This window comes from Micromonospora musae, from assembly GCF_003626635.1.
Lineage (GTDB): Bacteria > Actinomycetota > Actinomycetes > Mycobacteriales > Micromonosporaceae > Micromonospora > Micromonospora musae.
In genome coordinates this window covers 466,517-485,907 of record NZ_RAZT01000002.1, presented here as the reverse complement: position 1 = coordinate 485,907, position 19,391 = coordinate 466,517, and the positions used below count along the sequence as shown (strand labels likewise).

18 protein-coding genes are annotated in these 19,391 nt (G+C 72.5%); 13 read left to right on the top strand and 5 right to left on the bottom strand.

Annotated features, from left to right (window positions below; genetic code table 11):
- Positions 1-10 precede the first annotated feature (10 nt).
- Positions 11-808, bottom strand: a complete 798-nt coding sequence (locus D7044_RS05130) for an SAM-dependent methyltransferase (RefSeq protein ID WP_120682729.1) — start codon at positions 806-808, stop codon at positions 11-13.
- A 230-nt stretch (positions 809-1,038) separates the two neighbouring features.
- Here D7044_RS05130 and D7044_RS05125 point away from each other — a divergent pair, with 230 nt between their 5' ends.
- A complete protein-coding gene (locus D7044_RS05125) occupies positions 1,039-1,230 on the top strand; it encodes a ribonuclease (protein ID WP_120682825.1) in 192 nt (63 codons plus the stop codon).
- Between the two features lie 74 nt (positions 1,231-1,304).
- Here D7044_RS05125 and D7044_RS05120 read toward each other — a convergent pair whose 3' ends face one another.
- Complete coding sequence (locus D7044_RS05120) at positions 1,305-1,955, bottom strand: TetR/AcrR family transcriptional regulator C-terminal domain-containing protein (protein ID WP_120682727.1); 651 nt, start codon at positions 1,953-1,955, stop codon at positions 1,305-1,307.
- 134 nt (positions 1,956-2,089) lie between these two features.
- Between D7044_RS05120 and D7044_RS05115 the strand changes: the two genes are divergently transcribed.
- Genes D7044_RS05115 through D7044_RS05090 form a run of 6 tightly spaced genes read left to right on the top strand, consistent with a single transcriptional unit; the run spans position 2,090 to position 6,955 of the window.
- On the top strand, positions 2,090-2,713 hold the full coding sequence (locus D7044_RS05115) for a biotin transporter BioY (RefSeq protein WP_120682725.1): 624 nt from the start codon (positions 2,090-2,092) through the stop codon (positions 2,711-2,713).
- Positions 2,710-3,963 carry a class I adenylate-forming enzyme family protein gene (locus D7044_RS05110; protein ID WP_199716478.1) on the top strand — a complete coding sequence of 418 codons (1,254 nt, stop codon included), beginning with the start codon at positions 2,710-2,712 and terminating at the stop codon, positions 3,961-3,963. The genes D7044_RS05115 and D7044_RS05110 overlap by 4 nt, the downstream gene beginning before the upstream one ends.
- Positions 3,956-5,119 carry a thiolase family protein gene (locus tag D7044_RS05105; RefSeq protein ID WP_120688121.1) on the top strand — a complete coding sequence of 388 codons (1,164 nt, stop codon included), beginning with the start codon at positions 3,956-3,958 and terminating at the stop codon, positions 5,117-5,119. The genes D7044_RS05110 and D7044_RS05105 overlap by 8 nt, the downstream gene beginning before the upstream one ends.
- Complete coding sequence (locus tag D7044_RS05100; RefSeq protein ID WP_120688120.1) at positions 5,116-5,802, top strand: energy-coupling factor ABC transporter ATP-binding protein; 687 nt, start codon at positions 5,116-5,118, stop codon at positions 5,800-5,802. Before D7044_RS05105 ends, D7044_RS05100 begins: the two co-directional genes overlap by 4 nt.
- 5 nt (positions 5,803-5,807) lie before the next feature.
- Entirely contained in the window at positions 5,808-6,395 is a 588-nt protein-coding gene (locus D7044_RS05095; protein WP_199716477.1) for a CbiQ family ECF transporter T component, read from the top strand.
- Positions 6,396-6,451: 56 nt separating this feature from the next.
- Positions 6,452-6,955 (top strand): hypothetical protein, encoded by a 504-nt coding sequence (locus D7044_RS05090; RefSeq protein WP_147434584.1) that lies wholly within the window; start codon positions 6,452-6,454, stop codon positions 6,953-6,955.
- Between the two features lie 36 nt (positions 6,956-6,991).
- On the opposite strand, the gene D7044_RS05085 is transcribed toward D7044_RS05090, so the two are convergent.
- A complete protein-coding gene (locus tag D7044_RS05085) occupies positions 6,992-7,324 on the bottom strand; it encodes a nuclear transport factor 2 family protein (RefSeq protein ID WP_120682715.1) in 333 nt (110 codons plus the stop codon).
- A gap of 674 nt (positions 7,325-7,998) precedes the next feature.
- Between D7044_RS05085 and D7044_RS05080 the strand changes: the two genes are divergently transcribed.
- Positions 7,999-10,191: a serine/threonine protein kinase gene (locus D7044_RS05080; protein ID WP_120688118.1), complete on the top strand. Its 2,193-nt coding sequence runs from the start codon at positions 7,999-8,001 to the stop codon at positions 10,189-10,191.
- Positions 10,192-10,364: 173 nt separating this feature from the next.
- Here D7044_RS05080 and D7044_RS05075 read toward each other — a convergent pair whose 3' ends face one another.
- A complete protein-coding gene (locus D7044_RS05075) occupies positions 10,365-10,901 on the bottom strand; it encodes a hypothetical protein (protein WP_147434583.1) in 537 nt (178 codons plus the stop codon).
- Between the two features lie 107 nt (positions 10,902-11,008).
- On the opposite strand from D7044_RS05075, the gene D7044_RS05070 reads away from it, so the two are divergent.
- The 3 genes from D7044_RS05070 (at position 11,009) to D7044_RS05060 (ending at position 15,308) form a co-directional block, all read left to right on the top strand.
- The gene (locus D7044_RS05070) at positions 11,009-11,659 is read left to right on the top strand and encodes a M23 family metallopeptidase (protein ID WP_120688230.1); all 651 of its coding nucleotides are present in this window, start codon (positions 11,009-11,011) and stop codon (positions 11,657-11,659) included.
- 90 nt (positions 11,660-11,749) lie between these two features.
- Positions 11,750-14,179, top strand: coding sequence for a putative Ig domain-containing protein (locus D7044_RS05065; RefSeq protein ID WP_120688116.1), 2,430 nt, complete (start codon positions 11,750-11,752; stop codon positions 14,177-14,179).
- Positions 14,180-14,285: 106 nt separating this feature from the next.
- The gene (locus D7044_RS05060; RefSeq protein ID WP_120688229.1) at positions 14,286-15,308 is read left to right on the top strand and encodes a DUF4331 family protein; all 1,023 of its coding nucleotides are present in this window, start codon (positions 14,286-14,288) and stop codon (positions 15,306-15,308) included.
- Between the two features lie 57 nt (positions 15,309-15,365).
- Here the strand turns inward: D7044_RS05060 and D7044_RS05055 are convergent, their stop codons facing one another.
- Positions 15,366-16,742, bottom strand: a complete 1,377-nt coding sequence (locus D7044_RS05055; protein ID WP_120688115.1) for a CBM96 family carbohydrate-binding protein — start codon at positions 16,740-16,742, stop codon at positions 15,366-15,368.
- A gap of 227 nt (positions 16,743-16,969) precedes the next feature.
- Here D7044_RS05055 and D7044_RS05050 point away from each other — a divergent pair, with 227 nt between their 5' ends.
- Together D7044_RS05050 and D7044_RS05045 are read left to right on the top strand one after the other, a co-directional pair.
- Entirely contained in the window at positions 16,970-18,307 is a 1,338-nt protein-coding gene (locus tag D7044_RS05050; RefSeq protein ID WP_120688114.1) for an MFS transporter, read from the top strand.
- Entirely contained in the window at positions 18,307-19,299 is a 993-nt protein-coding gene (locus D7044_RS05045; RefSeq protein WP_120688113.1) for a TolB family protein, read from the top strand. Before D7044_RS05050 ends, D7044_RS05045 begins: the two co-directional genes overlap by 1 nt.
- Positions 19,300-19,391: the final 92 nt, after the last annotated feature.

The following is a 19,391-nucleotide window of genomic DNA, read 5'->3' as shown; positions in this document are numbered from 1 at the left end:
CCGCGCCGGATCAGGGCTTGCGGGCCACCGCGCCGTACGCGTCGATCGCCTCGGCGTCCGCGTCGTCCGGACGCCACAGCGGGATCGGCACCAGACCGGGCTCGACCATCGTGAGGCCGGTGAAGCAGTCGGCGAGATCCTGTGGGCTGCGCAGGATGTACGGGACGCCGCCGTTCTGCGCCAGCCGCTCGGCCCCGGCGACCACCTCGGGGCTCGTGTCGGTGCCGTCCCACAGCACCAGGTGGCTGCCGGACGGGGTCGCGTCCATCGTCCGCTGGACGATCGAACGCAGCACGTCCAGGTCCGGTTCGTAGCCGAGCACCCCCATGAACATCACGGCGATGGGCTGGTCGAAGTCGAGGGTCCGCGCCGCCTCGGCGAGGATCGTCTCCGGGTCGTGGTAGTCGGCGGGGACGTAGGTGGTGACGCCCTCGGAGGTGGTGTTGGCGAGCAGCGCCCGGGCGTGCACGAGGACCATCGGGTCGTTGTCCACGTAGACGATGCGCGACTCGGGCGCCACCTGCTGGGCGACCGCGTGGGTGTTCTGCATGGTGGGCAGGCCGGTGCCGATGTCCAGGAACTGGCGGACGCCCGCCTCCGCGGCCAGGTAGCGCACGGCGCGCACCAGGAACCGGCGGGAGTGCTGCGCCATGAGCACGATCTCCGGATAGACCTCGGCCACCGCGTCACCGGCCGCCCGGTCGGCCTGGAAGTTGTCCTTGCCGCCCATCCAGTAGTTCCAGATCCGCGCCGCGTGCGGCACGTCGGACTGGATCTTCGCGGCGAGTTCGGTGTCCGGGGCAACCATGCCAGGCTCCTGTCGAGAGGGGTCGTCGGTGTGCCAGCTCTGCGCTAAGCCGGCATCGTACTTGCCCGACGTCCACTGTCGACAATTCGCTGTCGCGCGACAGCCCCGCAAGATCCGCGCACTTTCACTGAAAGAGTGGTCTCCGCGCGCCGGATAGCCACTTTTTCCGTGAACGAGGCCGTTTCTGCGGATGGGGGATTGCCGGGGTGGCTCCGGGGTAGGTGGGTGGGGTGACCACACCTGAGAAGAGCCGGCGGCAGCAGGAGGAGGAGGCGCTGGAGCGGGGCGAGGCGTACCAGGACGTCGAGGGTCGCCGAACCGAGGATCCGGGCGCCGGGGCCGCGAACGCCGACAGCGAAGCCGAGCGCAACGCCGAGCACCTGAGGCGTGGCGAGGTCGGTCCGGGGGCTCCGGCGCAGTAGCCCCTTCGGTGCGGGAGCGCCGGTCGCCGCCGTCGCCGCTGAGCGGCGGACCTACCGGGTCGCCGGCGATGCCGCTAGGCGCTCGCGGGCGCCGGATCGGTCGGCAGGGGCGTACGCCGCCGTTCGAGCCCGGCTATGAGCAGCGTGACCCCGAACTCGAACGCCCGCGGCCGGACCGGGGCGTCCGCCGGGTCCACCCGGTCGAGGGCGTGTTCGCGCGCGACGGCGCCGAGGCTGTCCGCCTGGATGCGCTGCTGCTCGTGAAACGCGTGGCCGACGATGAAGTGGACCATCGTCGCGGCGGCCAGTTCGCTGGTCTCCCGGTCGAACCCGCCGGCGTCGATCGCGTCGGTCAGCCGTCGCTGCAGCTCCTCCGCGCCGAGGCCGAGGGCGAGGGTGCTGGAGACGACCTCGGCGCCGTCCTTGAAGGCCAGGAGCGCGTCGCGTAGCGCGGCGGCCTCGGCCCGTACCCGCTCCTGCCAGCCGCGCCCGTCGGCGTCGACGTTACGAGCGCCCGCGATGATCCGGTCGGAGACCGCGGCGAGGAGCGCCTGCTTGTTGGGGAAGTGCCAGTAGAGCCCGCTCGGCTGGATCCCGAGCGTGGCGGCGAGATGGCGCATCGTGAGATCCGGCAGCCCCTGCTGGTCCAGGATCCCCAGGGCTGCCTCGACGACGTCGTCGCGGGTGTTGCGGGCGTACCCGGCGCTGTTTTCCGGCCTCGACATGCCATCAGTATAGTGAACGCCGTTCAGGAGAACGGTGTTCAGGTGAACGCCGTTCCGCTGGTCGTCCGAGCGCCGGGAACCCCCGGCGGCAGGCCGTCCCCGCGTGGCCGACGCGGGCTGGAAAGGAGCCGATCATGGAGCGACGTCGCCCCCTCGACATGCGGGACGTCACGCGGATCGTGGTCTTCGCCGCGATCCTGGCGGTCCTCGGGATCCCCGGCGCGATCTCCGTCTTCGGCGGAGCCGTGCCGATCACGGCGCAGACGCTCGGCGTGATGCTCGCCGGCGCCGTCCTGGGCCGTTGGCGGGGCGCGGCAGCCGTCACGCTCTTCCTCGCGCTCGTTCTGGCGGGAATGCCGCTGCTCTCGGGCGGTCGCGGCGGCGCGGGAGTCTTCGTCGGACCGTCGGCCGGCTTCCTCTTCGGTTGGATCGCCGGCGCCTTCGTGGTGGGGGCCATCTGCCGGATCGGCAGCCGGCAGCCGACGTGGTGGCGGACGGCGCTGGGCTGCTTCATCGGCGGAGCCCTCACGGTCTACGCGGTCGGCATCCCCGTCCAGTCGCTCGTCACCCGGCTGCCGCTCGGCGAGACGGCAGTGTCCAGCGCCGTGTTCCTCCCCGGTGACCTGCTGAAGGTGGTGATCGCGACGGCCGTCGCCATGGCCCTCTGGCGCGCCTACCCGCGGGCGTTCGGCGCCGAGACGGCGGCCGCGCCCCGGCCGCCGGCCGCGCGGCCGAAGACCGATGCGAGCGTACGGTGACGGCCGAGCGGGCCGCCCTTCGCTGCGGCACGACGGTGCTGACCGACGCGCAGCTGCGCGATCGGATCGCGGCCGCCGGCCCCGCCGGGGTGGACGTGCCGGGCCGGGTGGTGCCGATCCTCGACGACGATCGGGTGGCGGCCCTCACGACAGCCCTCGCCGTGCGGGCCGCCGGCGGTGTGCCACTGATCGGCGACGACAGGTGGAACCGCGACTACTGGGCCGGCCTGCGCGCGACGGTCGCCGCGGCGGATCCGGCGCCGGGGATGGCGTGGGCCACCTTCAGCTCGGGCAGCACCGGAACGCCGAGGGTGATCGTCCGCACGGACGAGTCGTGGTCCGCCTCGTACCCGGGCGTCGAACGGCTGCTCGACCTCACCGCCGACGACGTCGTCTACCTCCCCTCACCGCTGGTGTCGTCGGTGACGATGTTCTCCGTCGTGCACGCCCGGACGGTCGGCGCGAGCGTCCTCCTGCCCAGGACGCACACCGTCTCCGACAGCGACCTCGAACACGCCACCGTGCTGCACGGCACGCCGTACGCGCTGCGCAGCGTCCTCGAGCGGATCGAGGCCGGCACGGCGCACCGGCTCCGCGTCGCGCTGGTCGGCGGCGCCCGCCTCGACGCGGGTCTGCGCAGCCGGAGCGAAGCGGCAGGGATCCGGCTGATCGCCTACTACGGGGCCGCCGAGCTCTCCTTCGTCGCCGTCGACCCCGACGGTCGCGGGCTGCGCCCCTTCGACGGCGTCGAGACCCGCGTCGACGAGGGTCTGCTCTGGGTCCGCTCCCCGTACTTCGCCGCGGGATACCTCGGCACGGCCAGCGGGCCGTTCCGGCGCGACGCGGAGGGTTGGGGCACGGTGGGCGACCTGGTGGGCGGTGATCCGGCCGATCCGCTGCGGTTCCGTGGTCGCCGGGACGGCGCCATCCTCACGGCGGCCGCCACGGTGATCCCGGAGGACGTCGAGGCGGCGCTGCAGCGGCTCGACGGGATCGAGGACGTGGTGGTCTTCGGGCTGCCCAACCCGAGGGCGGGGGCGCTCGTCGCCGCGGTCATCGAAACCGGTCCCGGTGGCCGCCCGCCGTCCGCCCGGGAGCTGCGCCGCCGGGCCGGCGCGCTGCTTTCCGGCACGCACCTGCCCCGCCGCTGGTTCTGGACCGAGCGCCTGCCGCGTACCGCCAGCGGCAAGCCGGCCCGCGACCGGATCAGGCACGACGCGATCGAGGGGACGGTGAGCCGCGTTGTCTGAGTCGGCCCACCTGCTCCCGGTCGTCGTCGCGGCGCGGCGCACCCCGATCGCCAGCAAGGGCGGTCGGCTCGCCGAGGTCACCGTGGAGCGGCTGGCGGCCCCCGTCTTACGGGCCTGCGTCGACGACGCCACGCGGGTGACGGCCCGGCCACTGGAGGTCGCCGACGTCGTGCTCGGCAACTGCATGGGGCCGGGGGGCAACACCGCACGGCTCTCGGCGCTCGCGGCCGGACTGGGGTTCTCCGTGCCGGGGATGACGATCGACCGGCAGTGCGGCAGCGGCCTGGCCGCGATCGTCACCGCTGCCGACGCGATCCGGGCCGGTGACGCCCGCGCCCGCATCGCGGGTGGCACCGAGAGCGCCTCCACCGCGCCGACCCGCATCGCGAACGGGGTCGCGTACACCAGGGCCCCGTTCGCTCCCGACGGCTTCGCCGACCCGGACATGGTGCGCGCCGCCCAGGACCTCGCCGTCCTCGACGGCGTCGGCCGCGACCGTCAGGATCGGTACGCCGCGCGCAGCCACCGGCTCGCGTCCGCGACCCTGGCCCGGGGTGGCTTCGACGACGAACTGGTGCCGCTCGCCGGCCTCACCCGTGACAGCGGCCCACGCCCCCGTATCCCCACCATGCTCGACCGGTTTCCCCCGCTCTTTCCCGATGCGGCGGACGGCGGCACCGTGACCGCGGGAAACTCCTGCCGCAACAGCGACGGGGCCGCCGCCGTCGCGATCGTGCCGGCCGGCGCCCGTGGCGACGCGCCGGGGCTCGCCCTGGTCGCCGGCGCGACCGTCGGCTGCGATCCGGCCCTGCCCGGGCTCGGCCCGGTGCCCGCGGTCGAGGCCCTGCTCCGCACCGCCGGCGTGACCCTCGCCGACGTCGCCGCCATCGAGATCGTGGAGGCGTTCGCCGCGCAGACGCTGGCCGTGCTCACCCGGCTCGGTCTGGCCGCCGGGGACGAGGTCGACGCCCGGGTCTGCGCCGACGGCGGCGCGCTCGCGCTCGGCCACCCCTGGGGCGCGAGCGGAGCGGTAGGCGTCGTGCGCCTCTTCTCCCGGCTGGTGCGAGCGGGCGCCCCGGCCGGGACGCTCGGCCTCGCGACGGCGGCCGTCGGCGGCGGCCTGGGCGTGGCCGCCCTCTTCGAGGTGGTCCGGTGAGCACCGACCTCCACTTCGAGAACGTCTCGGTCGAGTTCGCCGGCCGGGCGGTGCTGCGCGACCTCTCGCTGAAGCTCGACGAACGCCGGATCGCGGTGATCGGCTCCAACGGCTCCGGCAAGTCGACCTTCGCCCGGATGCTCAACGGTCTCGTCACCCCGACCCGCGGCGAGGTACGGGTGCACGGGATCGACCCGGCCCGCCAACCGAAGCAGGTGCGCCGCCGCGTCGGCTTCGTCTTCAGCAACCCGGACGCGCAGATCATCATGCCGACCGTGGCCGAGGACGTCGCGTTCTCCCTGCGCGGGCAGGGGCTCTCCCGTACGGAGATCCAGGCGCGGGTCACCGCGGCGCTGGACCGCTTCGGCCTCACCGAGCACGCCGACGCGCCCGCCCAGACCCTCTCCGGCGGGCAGAAGCAGCTGCTCGCGCTCTGCGCGGTGCTCATCCGCGAGCCCGGCCTCGTCGTCGCCGACGAACCGACCGCGTACCTCGACGCCGCGAACAGCCGACGCATCGCGCGCTTCCTGCTCGACGAGATGCCGCAGCAGCTCGTCATCGTCACCCACGATCCACGGCTCGCCGTCCGCTGCGACGTCGCGCTCCGGTTCGAGGAGGGCGTACTGGTGGACCGCGGCGATCCGGCCGCCGTTGTGGCCCGGTACGAGGAGGAGCAGCTCTGATCACGATGTACCGGCCGGGTGGCGGCCTTCTCCACCGGACGCCCGCCGGCCCGAAGCTGCTCACCGTCATGGCCCTCGCGCTGGCGATCTCGCTCGCCCCGGCGAGTCCGTGGCTGCTCGCCGGGGCGGCCGCGCTCGTGCTCGGCGGCTACCTGCTGACCGGTCTGGGCCTGCCCGAACTCGGTCGTCAGCTGTGGGGCCTGCGCTGGCTCGTCCTCGTCATGCTCGTGCCCCAGGCCGTCTTCCTGTCGCTGCCGGCCGCGGCGGTCAACGTCACCCGGGTCGTCGTGGTCGTCCTCCTCGCCGCCCTGGTCACCCTCACCACCCGCACCGAGGATCTGATCGACGCGATCGCCCGGGCCCTCGGGCCGCTGCGGCGGTTCCGGGTCAACCCGAACCGGATCGCGCTGATGCTCTCGATGACCATCACCACCGTGCCGGTGATCGCGGGCTTCGCCACCCAGGTCCGCGAGGCGCAACGCGCGCGCGGCGTACCCGTGCAGCCGCTGGCCTTCGTCGTACCCCTGCTCGTCATGGCGCTCAAGCACTCCGACGATCTCGCCGACGCCCTCACCGCCCGAGGCATCGACTGACCCCGTTGAGGCTGGCCCTGGCCCCTGCCCTCGGCCCCCGGCTAGGCTGCCTGCCCATGTCGGTTCGAGTGGCCAGAGTCTCCGGTGTCCTGGCGTTCGGCCTGACCGTCGTCGTGTGCCTGGGCTGCGGCACCAAACGGCTGTCGCTCTGGTCGGCCCTGGCGGTCGGGGCCGTCGCGGCGGGCTGCGCGATGGTCTGGCTGGTGGCCACGTCGAAGCGAGGGCTGGCGGAGGGGCGCCGCGCGCAGGCGGCGGCAGCAGCCTACCTCGACGCGGTCGTCGCGAAGGAGTTCGCGGTGGCGTACGGGCTGCTCACGGCCGAGCGTCGGGAGCAGACCGGGCCGGCCGAGTTCGCCGAGCTCTACGCCGGTAATCAGGCGATCAACGGTTACACGATCGACGGTACGACGGTCGTCCGCACCGAGGGGCAACTCCACGCCGAGACGCGCGCGCAGATCCGGTTCGGCACCGGTCGGGCGGCCCGGCTCCTCGTCGGGCTGCTGCACGGGTCGGAGGGCCGGTGGCGAGTGGCCGAGCTGCGCACCGTGGAGCACTGGTAGTCGGGCCGCCGTGGCGTGGGCGGTGACCGCCCCGCGTCAGCCGCTGATGCGCAGGCTGGAGATCAGGCCGTCGCGCAGGTGGAAGGTCATCGGGCCGGTGCCGTTGTAGCCGTTGCCGGAGACCTTCAGGGTGACGACGTAGCTGTCCGGGTCGGCGCCGGACTTGATCCCCTTGAACTCGAAGCGCGACTGCACCCCGATGTTGTCGGTCCGGTCCCAGTCGCGTACGCCGTCGCGGCCGCGGAACTCGCGGCCCCAGTCGTTGAGGTACGCGTCGTCGGTGAAGGCGGCCACGAAGGCGTCCGAGTCGGCGCGGTTCGTGGCGTCGATGAACGCCTGGATCGGGGTGGGGATGTCGCTGGTCGTCATTCCTGACTCCCGCCTTCGCGTGTCGGGTGCTCTGGTGCGAGGTGGTCGGCCTCCCGACGCACCCCCGGCCATTCGTACTACACACGTTGCGGAGAAGTCCCCGGTTCAGGCCTCCGAACCATCGACGTTGTCGCCTCCGCCACAGCCTTCGGGAGCGCGGCCGGGCGTCGGCGACGCCTGCGGCGCGCCCCGGAGCGCACCGTCCGCGCCGAGGTCTCCGTCCGATCCCCGCACCCGGCTGTGGATCTCGACCAGTGCCCCGGACCGAGTCGGCGGTGCCACCCGTTCACCTGCGCTGACCGGCGCTGTGGAAATCGGGTTCGTGCCTTATCCGGCAACTCGTCGAAACAGCGCGTGAATGCGGCGCGGCGGCGTGTGCGGCGGCTCACCGCGAGTGCGGCGGCGTCGATGGAACACCTTTTCCGTGGGCGGTGTCGGTCCACCGTCGAATGTGGTTCTTCAACGCGTGTTGGGTGACGGCCGTCTCCGTGTCCAATATCTGACGCCCGTCGGGTAAACCCCGGGAAATCCTTACGGTGTGCGCGACCGTCGTCACCTGACGCGGTCGGTCGCCGGTGACAACAGGGGGTTGGGCAGGGATGACCCCGGTCACAAATGCGTAGGAGTCGCCGGCAGGAAAATGAACGTCGGATCGGGCAGGTAGCCTCTCCCGCGTGCCGGAGATCGTACCAATCCTTGTTACCGATCGGTATGAAGTCGTGGAGCTGCTCGGCCAGGGCGGAATGGGTCGGGTGTGGAAAGCCCGGGACCGCATGCTTCACCGGGACGTGGCCATCAAGGAAATCGTTCCGCCGCCCAACCTGACCGACGAGGCGCGGCAGGAATTGCGGGTGCGGTCGCTTCGCGAGGCGCGCGCGATCGCCCGGCTCGACCACGTGAGCGCCGTCAAGGTCTTCGACGTGTTGCTGAGCGCGGACGGCGACCCGCAGATCGTGATGGAGTACGTTCCGTCCCGCTCGCTGCACGACGTCATCACCAGCGAGGGTTCGATCCCGCCGCTGCGGGCCGCCGAGATCGGGCTGGCCGTGCTCGGCGCGCTCCGCGCCGCGCATCGAGCCGGGCTCGTGCACCGCGATGTCAAGCCGGCCAACATCCTCATCGGCGCCGACGGCCGGATCGTGCTCACCGACTTCGGTCTGGCCACCGCCGTCGAGGACTCGAACCTGACCCTCACCGGCATCGTGCTGGGCTCGCCCGCGTACGTGTCGCCCGAACGGGCCATGAAGAACGTCGTCGGGCCGGCCGGTGACCTGTGGTCGCTCGGGGCCACCCTCTTCGCGGCCGTCGAGGGTCAGTCGCCGTACGCCCGGCCGTCGAGCATGATGAGCCTCACCGCGCTCGTCACCGAACCGCCGCCCAGGCCCCGTTCTGCGGGTCCGCTCCTGCCGCTGCTGGAGGGGCTGCTCCGCAAGGACCCGGCCGAGCGGATGGACGCCGACACCGCGGAGCAGTTCCTCCGCCGGGTGCTCGCCGAGGCGCCGCAGCACGTGGCACTCAGCGCGAAGACGCAACTGGTGCCGCGGCATCCCGGTCTCGCCCCGGCCGGGCCCGGTTCGCCGCCCCCGGCGGAGTCGCTCGGCGCCGAGCCGCCCACTGCCGGGGTGCCGAGCGGGCCGGCCACGTCACCGGCCATGGCGTCGGTGCCGGCTTCCGCCGCGGCCACGCGCGGCCTGCCGGCGCCGGCCGCGGAGAGCGGCGGTGCGTCTCCCGTGGTCGCCGTCGTGCGTCGCCGACGGGCCCTGCTGGTCGGGGCGCTCGCCGGGGTGCTGCTGCTCGGGCTCGGAATCGGCATCCCCCTGGCGGCCCGCGAGGCAGCCGGTGACGGCGCGGACGTGGGCGAGATGGTGGACGCCGCCGCGCCGCAGGGGACGGCCGCGCCGGACTCGTCCGCCTCCCCGGCGGCGGGGGCGCTCGCCTGGTCCGTCTACTCCGATCGCAGCGGCTACGCCGTCCCGGCGCCGCGGGACTGGCGGATAGTCCGGCACGGGACGACTGTCGAGTTCCACGAGCCGGACGGCGAGCGGATGCTGGCGGTCAGCCGGACCGACGCGCCCGGCAACGATCCCGTGGCCGAGCTGACCGAACGGGAGGCGGGATCGGCGGACGGTACGTACCGCGACTACCGCCGGATCGAGATCGTCGCCGTCAACTACGGGCTGCGGGCCGCCGACTGGGAATGGGTCTACACGGCTGAGAGCGGCACCGTCCTCCATGCCCGTCAGCGCACGTTCGCCACCGCGGACCGGCAGGGCTTCCGCATCCTCTGGTCCGCGCCGGAGGAGGCCTGGACCGCCAGCGCGAGTGCGTTCCGGAAGGTCACGGCGGGGTTCAGCGTGGGCTCGGAGAAGCCGGACGGCACCCGGCCGACCGCGGACGTCCCGCCGGACGCCGGTGCGCTGCACTCGCCGGAGCCGGACCTGTCGACGGGGACGGTGAGCCCCGCGCCGCCGAAGCCGGGGGACCGGATCGTCGGGGTGGCGAGCAACAGGTGTCTGGACATCAAGGACCTCGGCGCCCCCGGCTCGCCGCGCCTGCTCATCCGCGACTGCCTGGCCAGCCGGGACCGCAACCAGCTCTGGACGCTCGGTTCGGACCAGAGCATCCGGTTGGACGGCCGGTGCATGGACGTGGCCAACGCGTCCAGCGACGACGGCGCGGTGGTCCAGCTGACCGACTGCAACGGCACCCCGGCGCAGAAGTTCAGGTTGAACGAGGAGCGTCAACTGGTGAACGTCAGCAGCGGCAAGTGCCTCGACGTGGTCGACGGTCGCACCGAGAACGGCGCGCCGGTGCAGCAGTGGACCTGCGACGACACCACGGACAACCAGAAGTGGCTGCTGAGGTGATGCCCCGCTAGGGCATGTGTCAAAGTCCCTGGCCGGCCTGCGGCGGGCCCAGACGACGACCGGCGGCGTCGGCGCTTCGTCCGGATACGACACCGGTATCCGAACGAATCCCCGCCTTGCCGGAGCGCCGCCTGGACTCCGCCTCGACTCGACCGAGGACTTCGACACACGCCCTATCCGCAACTGTCGCGGGCGTCGGCCACGAACGTGTCCCGCGACACGATCCGCGGCTCGCCGAACTCGACCGCCGTCAGGACCTCGTCCGGGCCGAGCCGGTCGAGGTCGGCGATGGTGAAGGTGATCGACACGGCGTCGTCGACGCCGGTGCTGCCGCCGAGCCCGTAGCCGACTCCGGGTTCGAGCGCGGTGAGCTGCTCGTAGCGGCTCGTCTCACCCGCCTCCGGGGCGGGCGTCTCGCGGGTGTCGTCGAGCCGCCAGCCGGCCGGCGGCTCGCCGAGCAGCGGCACCTCCACGGTCTCGCTCGCCGGCGCGCCGCTGACGTGCCAGTGGACGAACGACCAGGTTCCCGGGGTGCCGGTGGTCCGCTCGTAGACGCTGACCTGGGCGAGACCGTCGCCGCACGTGACGAGGACGCCCACCGGCCGACCCTGCTGCACGCTCAGGGCGAGCAGTGGCTTGTCGGGTGGGGTGCAGGCGCTCAGGAGACCGAGCAGCAGCACCAGAACTCCGGGGATCGTCATTCGCCGCACGGCTTCAGCCTGCCGGCGTCCCGTCACGTGCCGGTACCGCCACGATCACGATCCGTCGCCTCCGGGCGGTGGCGTACCGAGTCGGCGCGCTCTTGCCGGCGTCTGCCATGCTTCGTCCGGTGACGACCGGCAGCCCCCGCAGACGCCACACCCACCGCCGTCCCCGCAGCCGTACCACCCGGATCGTCCTGGTGCTCGTCGCGGCGGCGGCCGTCGTGGCGGTCGCCGCGCTGGTCGTGCCGATGCTGCTGCCGCCGGGGCCGCGCCCGCCGTTCCAACTTCCGGTCGCCTGCGGCGAGACGTGGCAGCTCGGTACCTATCCGGGCCACGACGACTACGACGTCGACCTCTTCCCCATCGAGGGGGAGGCGTGGGGTCGTCCGGTGCTCGCCGCCGCCGCGGGCACGGTCACCGTCGCCGGGATCAACGGTTCGCTCGGCGGTCGTACGCCGGAGAATCCGGAGGGCCCGCGCGGACGCGGCGGCGGCTACTGGGTGAAGATCGACCATGGCGGCCGGTGGGAGACGCAGTACCTCCACATGCTGGAGCCGCCTTTGGTGCAGGAGGGCCAGCGGGTCCGCCAGGGCGAGCAGATCGGGCGGCTCGGCAGCACCGGAAACTCCGGAGCGCCGCACCTGCACTTCGAGCAGCGTCGGGGCTGGGAGAAGGTCGAGACGTGGTTCGACGGCTCGCCCTCCGGCATCACGCACGACGACCGGGAGTACACGGTTCGCCGTACCAGCAACAACTGTGACTGATGGTGAAAGACGTGCGTTTAAGCCCTTTAATCCTGTTTGTCCGCTTCTCCGCCTATAGTCGTCATCAGTCGACCGAGAGCAGGAGTGGGGATGCGGTTCTTGCGCCGACCGGTGGCCGTGCTCCTGACGGCCGCGCTGACCCTGGGCGGCCTACTGGTCACCTCCGGTCCGGCGGCAGCGGCCGGGTCCACCCTCTTCGACCAGCCGTTCCACGACAACACGGTGACGGGGCTCGGGCCGGTCGCCGTGCCGGGGGTGCCGCCCGGCGTGACCGCCAACGCCGCCTGCCTGACCGCGGCCGGTAACAGCACCACCGGTCCGCTGCGTAGCTGCCCCACCAACACCGATCCGCAGGGCTCCGGAAAGCTGCGGCTGACTCCGGCGACGACCTCCCGCGAGGGTGGGGTGTTCGGCGCGGCGAGCGTGCCGACCTCGCAGGGCCTGCACGTGCGGTTCAACACCTACCAGTACGGCGGCAGCACCCCCGGCGCCGACGGCCTGGCGTTCGTGCTGGCCGCCGTCGACCCGGCCAACCCGCTCGCACCGGCGGCCATCGGCCAGCCCGGAGGGTCGCTCGGCTACTCGGCCGCGTTCAGCGGCACCACCGTCGGCCTCTCGAACGGATACCTCGGCATCGGCCTGGACGTCTTCGGGAACTTCAGCAACAGCGTCTACCAGGGCACCGGCTGCACCAATCCGCCGTACATCTCCACCACCGGCGGGCGGGTGCCGGGCCAGGTGGTGATCCGCGGGCCGGGGCGAAACGGCGTCGGCTACTGCGCGATCAACAGCACCGCCACCACGACCTCCTCGCCGGCGATCCCGTTGCGGGCGAGCACCCGGGCGGCCTCCGTCGTGCCGGTGGAGGTGGTCGCCAACACCACCACGTCGTCGTACACGACCGACACCGGCATCACCGTCCCCGCCGGACAGTACGCGGTGCGCTTCACACCGGTCGGTGGGACGGCCCGGACGCTGACCGGCGGGCTGCCGGTGGTGTCGACGAGCCTGTACCCGTCACCGACCTGGCTCAACGCCAGTGGCTACCCGCGCCAGCTCGCCTTCGGCTGGGTGGGCTCCACCGGCGCGGTCACCGACTTCCACGAGGTGGACAACACCCGGGCGGTCAGCTTCAACCAGGTGCCCGACCTGAACGTGAGCCAGACCAGCGCGGTGACGGCGAATCCGCAACCGGGTGACCCGGTCAGCTACACGGTCACCGCCGGCGTCGACCCCGGCGCGACCGAGACCGTACCGATCTCGGTCACCCAGACCGTACCGGCCGGTGTGACGCCGCTCGGTGCGTACGGGACCGGCTGGGCCTGCGGCGCGCCGTCGGGTCGGAGCATCACCTGCACCAGCGGAAGCGGCCCGTTCCTCGGCGGCACCACGCTGCCGCCCATCACCGTCGTGGCGGCCGTCACCGGGACCGGGGTGACTCCGGCGCTCATCCAGACGGCGACCGTGGCGACCTCCTCGTCGGTCGACGCGAACCCCGGCTACTCGTCCAGCACCACGCCGGTGGCCCCGCTGCCGGCACCCACCGGCGTCACCGTCACGCCGGCCCAGAGCGCGCTCAACGGTGGCATCGCGGTGGTGGTGGGCGGCACGAACCTCACCGGCGCGACCGCCATCCTCGTCGGCACGTCCGCCGAGCAGGCGGCCGGCACCGCCGTGGTGCTGCTGCCGTGCGCCTCCGGTCCGGCTGCCGGGTGCTTCACCACGGCGGCCGACGGCACCCTCCGCATCTCGTCCATGCCGGCCCGGTCCGGCGCGGCGACGGTCAACGTCACGGTCGTCACCCGCGGCGTCGCCGGCTCGGCGAGCTTCCGCTACGCCGCCACGCCCAGCTTCACCTTCGGCACCCCGCCGCGCGGCAAGGCGTACCAGCCGTACGCGTTCGAGCTGACGGCGACTGGCGGGGTGACCCCGTACGTCTGGTCGGTGAGCGCCGGATCGCTGCCGCCCGGGCTCTCGCTCGCCCCGAGCACCGGGCTGCTCTCCGGCACGCCGACCACGGCCGGGATCTTCTCGTTCACCGTCCGGTTGACCGACGCGCTCGCCCAGTCGATCACCCGGCCGGTGAGTCTGGTGATCGATCCGTTGACCGGGCTGACGATCGGCGTGCCGGTGTCGGCGACGCTCGGTGCGGGCTTTCCGGGCCAGACGCTGCGGGATCAGCTCGGGCCGGTGCGGGTGACGGACGACAGGGGTCCGGCCTCCGGCACCTGGACGGTGAGGGTCAGCGTCACGAACTTCGTGACCGGCGGCGGCTCCGCCCCCGAGACCATCCCGCGCGGTCAGGTCTCGTACGCCTCGGGGCCCGCGCTCGCCACCACCGGGGTGGGCACCTTCCTGCCGCAACCGGGCGTGACCCTGGACGTGCCGCGGACGGCCGCCGGTTGGTCGGGTGCGGCGAGCGGCAACTCGGCCACCTGGAACCCCACGGTGTCGGTGGCGGTTCCGCCGCAGGCCGTGGTCGGCGATTACCGCGCGACGCTCACCCACTCGGTCTTCTGAGCGCGTCCCGGGTGCTCGGCTACTTCGGCCAATCGTCCCGACCGACCGGCGGGCCGTCGGTATGTTCGTAAATGCCCGATTAGTGGACCCCGGCCGGAGTGTGATCATGTCGCACCATCTCGACACCCCGCTCGCCGCGCAGAGCGGTCAGCTCTACCTGAACGACCTGTACGTCTTCGACGGGGAACGCGGCACGGTCTTCGTCATGGACGTCAACAGCTCGGTCACCGGGGCCGACATCAAGACGGGCTTCCACGCCGAGGGGCGGTACGAGTTCAAGGTCCACTTCAACGGCGGCGAGCTCGAGGAGCTGACCTACCGGGTGGCCTTCGGCGAACTCGACGGGGCGGGAAAGCAGAAGCTGACGGTGCACGCGCTCACCGCGGAGGAGGCGCGCGACGACGCCGCCACCGGGGTCCTGCGCGCCGAGGGCCGGACCGGCGAGGTCGTCCAGGGCGAACATGTGCGCGTCTGGGCGGGCCGGATCGTCGACCCGTTCTACATCGACCTCGACCAGCTCGCCACGGTGAACGACGCGTTCAAGAACGGCGCCAAGCTGGACCGGTCGGCGTGGCGGCCGGAGAACGCGAAGAACACCTTCGCCGGCACCACCGTCGACTCGGTCGTCCTGGAGATGTCCCGCGACGAACCGATGCTGCCCGACGGCACGCAGATCGGTGTCTGGTGCCGCACGATGCTCGCCACGGACGCCGGTGGCTGGCGCCAGATCAACCGGGCCGGTCACCCCATGATGTGGCCGATCTTCTGGCCCACCGACACCGACTTCTCCAACCCGGCCAACGTCCGGCACCCCTGCGACGACCTGCGCGCCGACGGAGCGGAGATCGCCTCGACGGTGGCCCGGGTCGTAGCGGCGAACGCGACCGCGCCCGACCCGCAGGCGTACGGCTGGAGCGTGGCCCGGGAGGTCTACCCGGACCTGCTGTCGTACCAGATCGGCACCACGGCGAACTACGGCTTCGCGAGACGCAACGGGCGGACCATGGCGGACAACGCGCCCGAGGTCATGTTCTCCATGGTGCTGAACACCGGAATTACCTCCGGACTCGGCGCCGACGCGGCCCAGCAGGCCAGATCCGACACGTTCCCCTACGTCATGCCCGCCTGAACCGGCCCACCGGCGCGGCCACCGCTCGGGTGACCGCGCCGGCGGATGCGGGGCGCGTCAGTGGCAGGAACCGGTGCCGCTGTCGCTGTAGCTCTGCCCGGCGACCGGCACGAACTGCCAGTCGTAGCTGTTGGCGTGCAGCGTGAACTTCAGCACGCCGTACGCCGAGCTGTTGCGCGCCTCGCTGTTCGGCTGGATGGTGCCGAAGCTGTAGTGGCCGGCACCGCCCATCCCGGCGACGAAGCTGCGCAGCCCCCGGCCGGCGTCGTACCCGCCGTTCGGGTTCATCGGCGCGAACCGCTCGTACACGTGGTTGTGACCCCAGACCACGACGTCGGCGTTGTTGTCGTACAGCGCCTGGTAGAGCGGACGCGTCGAGGTCGACGGCGCGTGGTTGGAGCTCGACGTGTAGAGCGGGTGGTGCCAGTACGCCAGCGTGCACGGCTTGGTGCTGGCGGCCAGGTCCGCCCGCAGCCACTGCTCCTGCGCCGAGCCCGCCGACATGCTGATGTTCGAGTTCAACGACACCACGTGCCAGTTGCCGAGGTCGTACGAGTAGTAGCCCCGCCCGCTCGGGCCGGCCTGCGAGCCGAAGTAGTTGTAGTAGCCGGTCGCGCCCGAGGTGTTGTAGTCGTGGTTGCCGGGCGACGGCCGGGTACGCGACTTGTGCCGGCCCCAGGTGGGCGCGTAGTAGGAGTTGAACTCGGAGGCGGTGCCGTTGCTGTAGACGTTGTCACCGGTGGTGAAGACCGTGCCGGAGATGTTGTCGAGCAGCGCCGCGGTCGCGGTGTCGCCGGAGCCCGAGTCGGAGATGTCACCGACACCGACGAGCACCGGGTCGCCCGAGGGCGGCGGCGTGGTGCCGGTGGTGATCACCAGCTGCGGCGCGTCCGCACCGCTCTCGCGGGAGTCGTAGTACGCCCCGTCCGTGTTGGACGAGGTCGCGCCGAAGCTGAACGTGCCATTGCCCCGGACGTGGGACGTCACGTCGACCTCGTACCAGCCGTTGGCGCTGACCGAGCCGATCGAGCCCAGCGTCGCGCCGTCGATGCTCGGCTGGTTGGCCCAGGTCGTGCCCGTCTCCGACCAGGTCGTGTTCGACATGGCCCGGAACGTGCCGCCGGCGCTGCTGCCGTCGTTACCGCTGATCGTGCGCAGCCGCAGCTTGGCGCTGGTAACGGTGCCGCTGACCCCACTCACGGTGAAGCGCAGGAACATCCGCCGCACGGGCGAGTTGTCGACCACGAGCTGCGTCGACGTTCCGTAGTTGGTGGACGTGGTGTCGTTCTGGACGTACGTGTCGGCGACCGGCTTGAACGTGGCCGTGGCCGCCGAGGCCGAGGTGCCGCCGGTCATGACGACGGCGGCGGTGGCGGCGACCAGCACCGCGACCGTCCCCATCGTCACCGACGGACGGGAAAGGCGAATGCCCATCCAGAGCCTCCCTCTCGAGGGTCGGGGGTTGAAGCGGATGGAATGTAGGTAGGTCGATGGGCCGATCTCTGACCGGCGGGTGAACAACTCATCCGTGGAGGCGAACACCTCGCTGTTGCGCCGATGTTCACCACGTGCACGTCCGCCCGGCACCGCCGGTCCGTTGTGGCCGGTCGGCGGCGGCCGCACGATAGGCGACCGTCAGTCGCGATCCGAAGGGGACGCCCGTGTACCTGTCGACCGTCTCCCGGCCGCAGACCGATCCGCCCGAGGCGGGCAGCGGTCGATCCGGCCGCCGGATCGCCCTGGTCAGCGGCAACGTCGTCGCCCTCGGGACGGTCAGCCTGATCACCGACGTCTCCGCCGAGATGGTCACCGCGGTCCTGCCGCTGTACCTGGTGCTGGGGCTGCAGCTCAGCCCGCTGGCCTTCGGAGTCGTCGACGGCGTCTACGCCGGCGCCACCGCGCTGCTGCGGGTGGTCGGTGGCTTCCTCGCCGACCGGATCCGGCGACCCAAACTCGTAGCCGGGTTCGGGTACGCGCTCTCCGCGGTCGCGAAGCTCGGCCTGCTCCTCGCCGGCCGGTCCGTGCCGTTGATCGGCGCGGTCGTCGCGGTCGACCGGCTCGGCAAAGGCGTACGGAGCGCGCCTCGGGACGCGCTCATCACGGCGTCGACCCCACCGGAGTCGCTGGGCCGGGCGTTCGGCGTGCACCGGACGATGGACGCCGTCGGCGCGTTCCTCGGCCCCCTCGTCGCCATGGCCGTGCTGCTCGCCGTCGGCCGGTCGTACGACGCGGTCTTCGTGACCAGCTTCTGCATCGCCGCGCTGGGCGTCGTCGTCCTCGTCCTCTTCGTCCGCGAACGGGACACGCCGACGGTGGACGCCGCGGCCGTCGACGCGTCCCGCGGCACCGGGCCGGGAACCGACGCCACGGCGGACGACCAGGACGGGAAGAAGCCCGGCGTCCGCGAGGTGTTCGGACTGCTGCGGGACCGGCCGGCCCGGCGGCTCGTGGTGGCCGCCGCGCTGCTCGGGCTGGCCACCGTCGGGGACGGCTTCGTCTACCTGTTGCTGCAACGTCGGGAGAACGTGGACCTCACCTGGTTCCCGCTGCTGGCGGTCGGCACCAGCCTGGTGTACCTGCTGCTCGCGACCCCCATCGGCCTGCTCGCCGACCGGATCGGCCGGCTCCCGGTGATGCTGGGCGGGTACGCCGCGCTCGGCGTCACCTACCTCCTGCTCGCGGGTCCGGTCACCGGCTGGCCCCTGCTCGTGCTGGCCCTGGCCCTCTACGGCACCTTCTACGCGGCCACCGACGGCGTACTCATCGCGCTCGCCGGCCCCGTGCTGCCGCCGCGACTGCGCACCACCGGAATCGCGCTCGTCCAGACCGGGCAGGCGCTCGCCTACCTCGTCTCGTCCGTCCTCTTCGGTCTCGCCTGGCAAGCCTGGGGACCGGAGAACGCCATCCGGGTCGCCGCCGTGGCCGTCGCGGCCGTCCTCCTGCTCACCGTGCTCATGCTCGCCCCCGTGTACCGTCCCGTCCCCCGGAAGGTTTCCTGATGACCGCGATCTCGACCCGAGCGAAGATCGGTGTGGCCGTCGGCTCGGCAGTGCTGCTGGGTGTCGTGGCGACGGGCTACGCGGTCCTCGTGACCGAGCCGGCCGCGTCACCGGCCGCCACCGCCGGGGCGGACACCGGCCCGGTCACCCTGGAGCCGGGTCAGGCGCGCCTGCTCACCATCACCGACCGGCACGTCGCCTCGGTCGCCGCCACGGACCCGGGCGGCGCGCGTACCGTCTCCGACCTGGAGTGCCTGCGGGTGTACGCGGCGGCCGGCACCGGAGTCTGCCTCGGGCCGGAGAACGCCTGGTCGTACCGGGTCGTCGTACTCGACTCGGCACTGCGCCAGCAGCGCTCGGTCGCCATCCCCGGCCTGCCCAACCGGGCCCGGGTCTCCGCCTCCGGCCGGATGATCTCCTGGACGACCTTCGTGGGCGGCGACTCCTACACGGCCAGCGGCTTCTCCACCCGCACCGGAATCCTCGACACCCGCAGCGGCAGCACGGTCATGTCGTTGGAGGAGTTCGCGGTGACCCGCGACGGGAAGCCGTACCGCAGCGCCGACGTCAACTACTGGGGTGTCACGTTCACCGCCGACGACAACGTCTTCTACGCGACGATGTCGACCGGCGGGAAGCGGTACCTCGTCCGGGGCGACCTCGCCGCGCGGAGGGTCGAGACGCTGAAGGAGAACGTCGAGTGCCCGTCGCTCTCACCCGACGGCACCCGGCTCGCGTTCAAGGAGGCGATCGACGCCGACCCGCAGCAGGGCTGGCGGCTGTCGGTGCTCGACCTGGCCACCATGCGGGTGACGCCGACCGCCGAGACGCGGAGCGTGGACGACCAGGCGGCCTGGCTGGACGGTGCGACGCTCGCCTACACCCTCCGCCAGGACGACGGTCGCCCCGATGTCTTCGCGGTGCCGGCGGACGGCTCCGGCGCGCCCCGGCTGCTGGTGCCGAACGCCGAGTCACCGTCGCCGCTGACCTGACGGGTTCCCGGTCCGGCGCCACCCGCCGGCCCGGGAGGCGCGTCGCTCACGCCGCCTCGGCGACCAGGGTCTCGGCCGGCGACGGCGTCCGG

Bases quoted from the DNA above. Each gene is read 5' to 3' on its own strand.
- D7044_RS05095 (WP_199716477.1), top strand. From the start codon at position 5,808: ATGTACCGGCCGGGTGGCGGCCTTCTCCACCGGACGCCCGCCGGCCCG.
- D7044_RS05060 (WP_120688229.1), top strand. From the start codon at position 14,286: ATGTCGCACCATCTCGACACCCCGCTCGCCGCGCAGAGCGGTCAGCTC.
- D7044_RS05090 (WP_147434584.1), top strand. From the start codon at position 6,452: ATGTCGGTTCGAGTGGCCAGAGTCTCCGGTGTCCTGGCGTTCGGCCTG.
- D7044_RS05065 (WP_120688116.1), top strand. From the start codon at position 11,750: ATGCGGTTCTTGCGCCGACCGGTGGCCGTGCTCCTGACGGCCGCGCTG.
- D7044_RS05055 (WP_120688115.1), bottom strand. From the start codon at position 16,742: ATGGGCATTCGCCTTTCCCGTCCGTCGGTGACGATGGGGACGGTCGCG.
- D7044_RS05085 (WP_120682715.1), bottom strand. From the start codon at position 7,324: ATGACGACCAGCGACATCCCCACCCCGATCCAGGCGTTCATCGACGCC.
- D7044_RS05045 (WP_120688113.1), top strand. From the start codon at position 18,307: ATGACCGCGATCTCGACCCGAGCGAAGATCGGTGTGGCCGTCGGCTCG.
- D7044_RS05070 (WP_120688230.1), top strand. From the start codon at position 11,009: ATGCTTCGTCCGGTGACGACCGGCAGCCCCCGCAGACGCCACACCCAC.
- D7044_RS05120 (WP_120682727.1), bottom strand. From the start codon at position 1,955: ATGTCGAGGCCGGAAAACAGCGCCGGGTACGCCCGCAACACCCGCGAC.
- D7044_RS05115 (WP_120682725.1), top strand. From the start codon at position 2,090: ATGGAGCGACGTCGCCCCCTCGACATGCGGGACGTCACGCGGATCGTG.
- D7044_RS05130 (WP_120682729.1), bottom strand. From the start codon at position 808: ATGGTTGCCCCGGACACCGAACTCGCCGCGAAGATCCAGTCCGACGTG.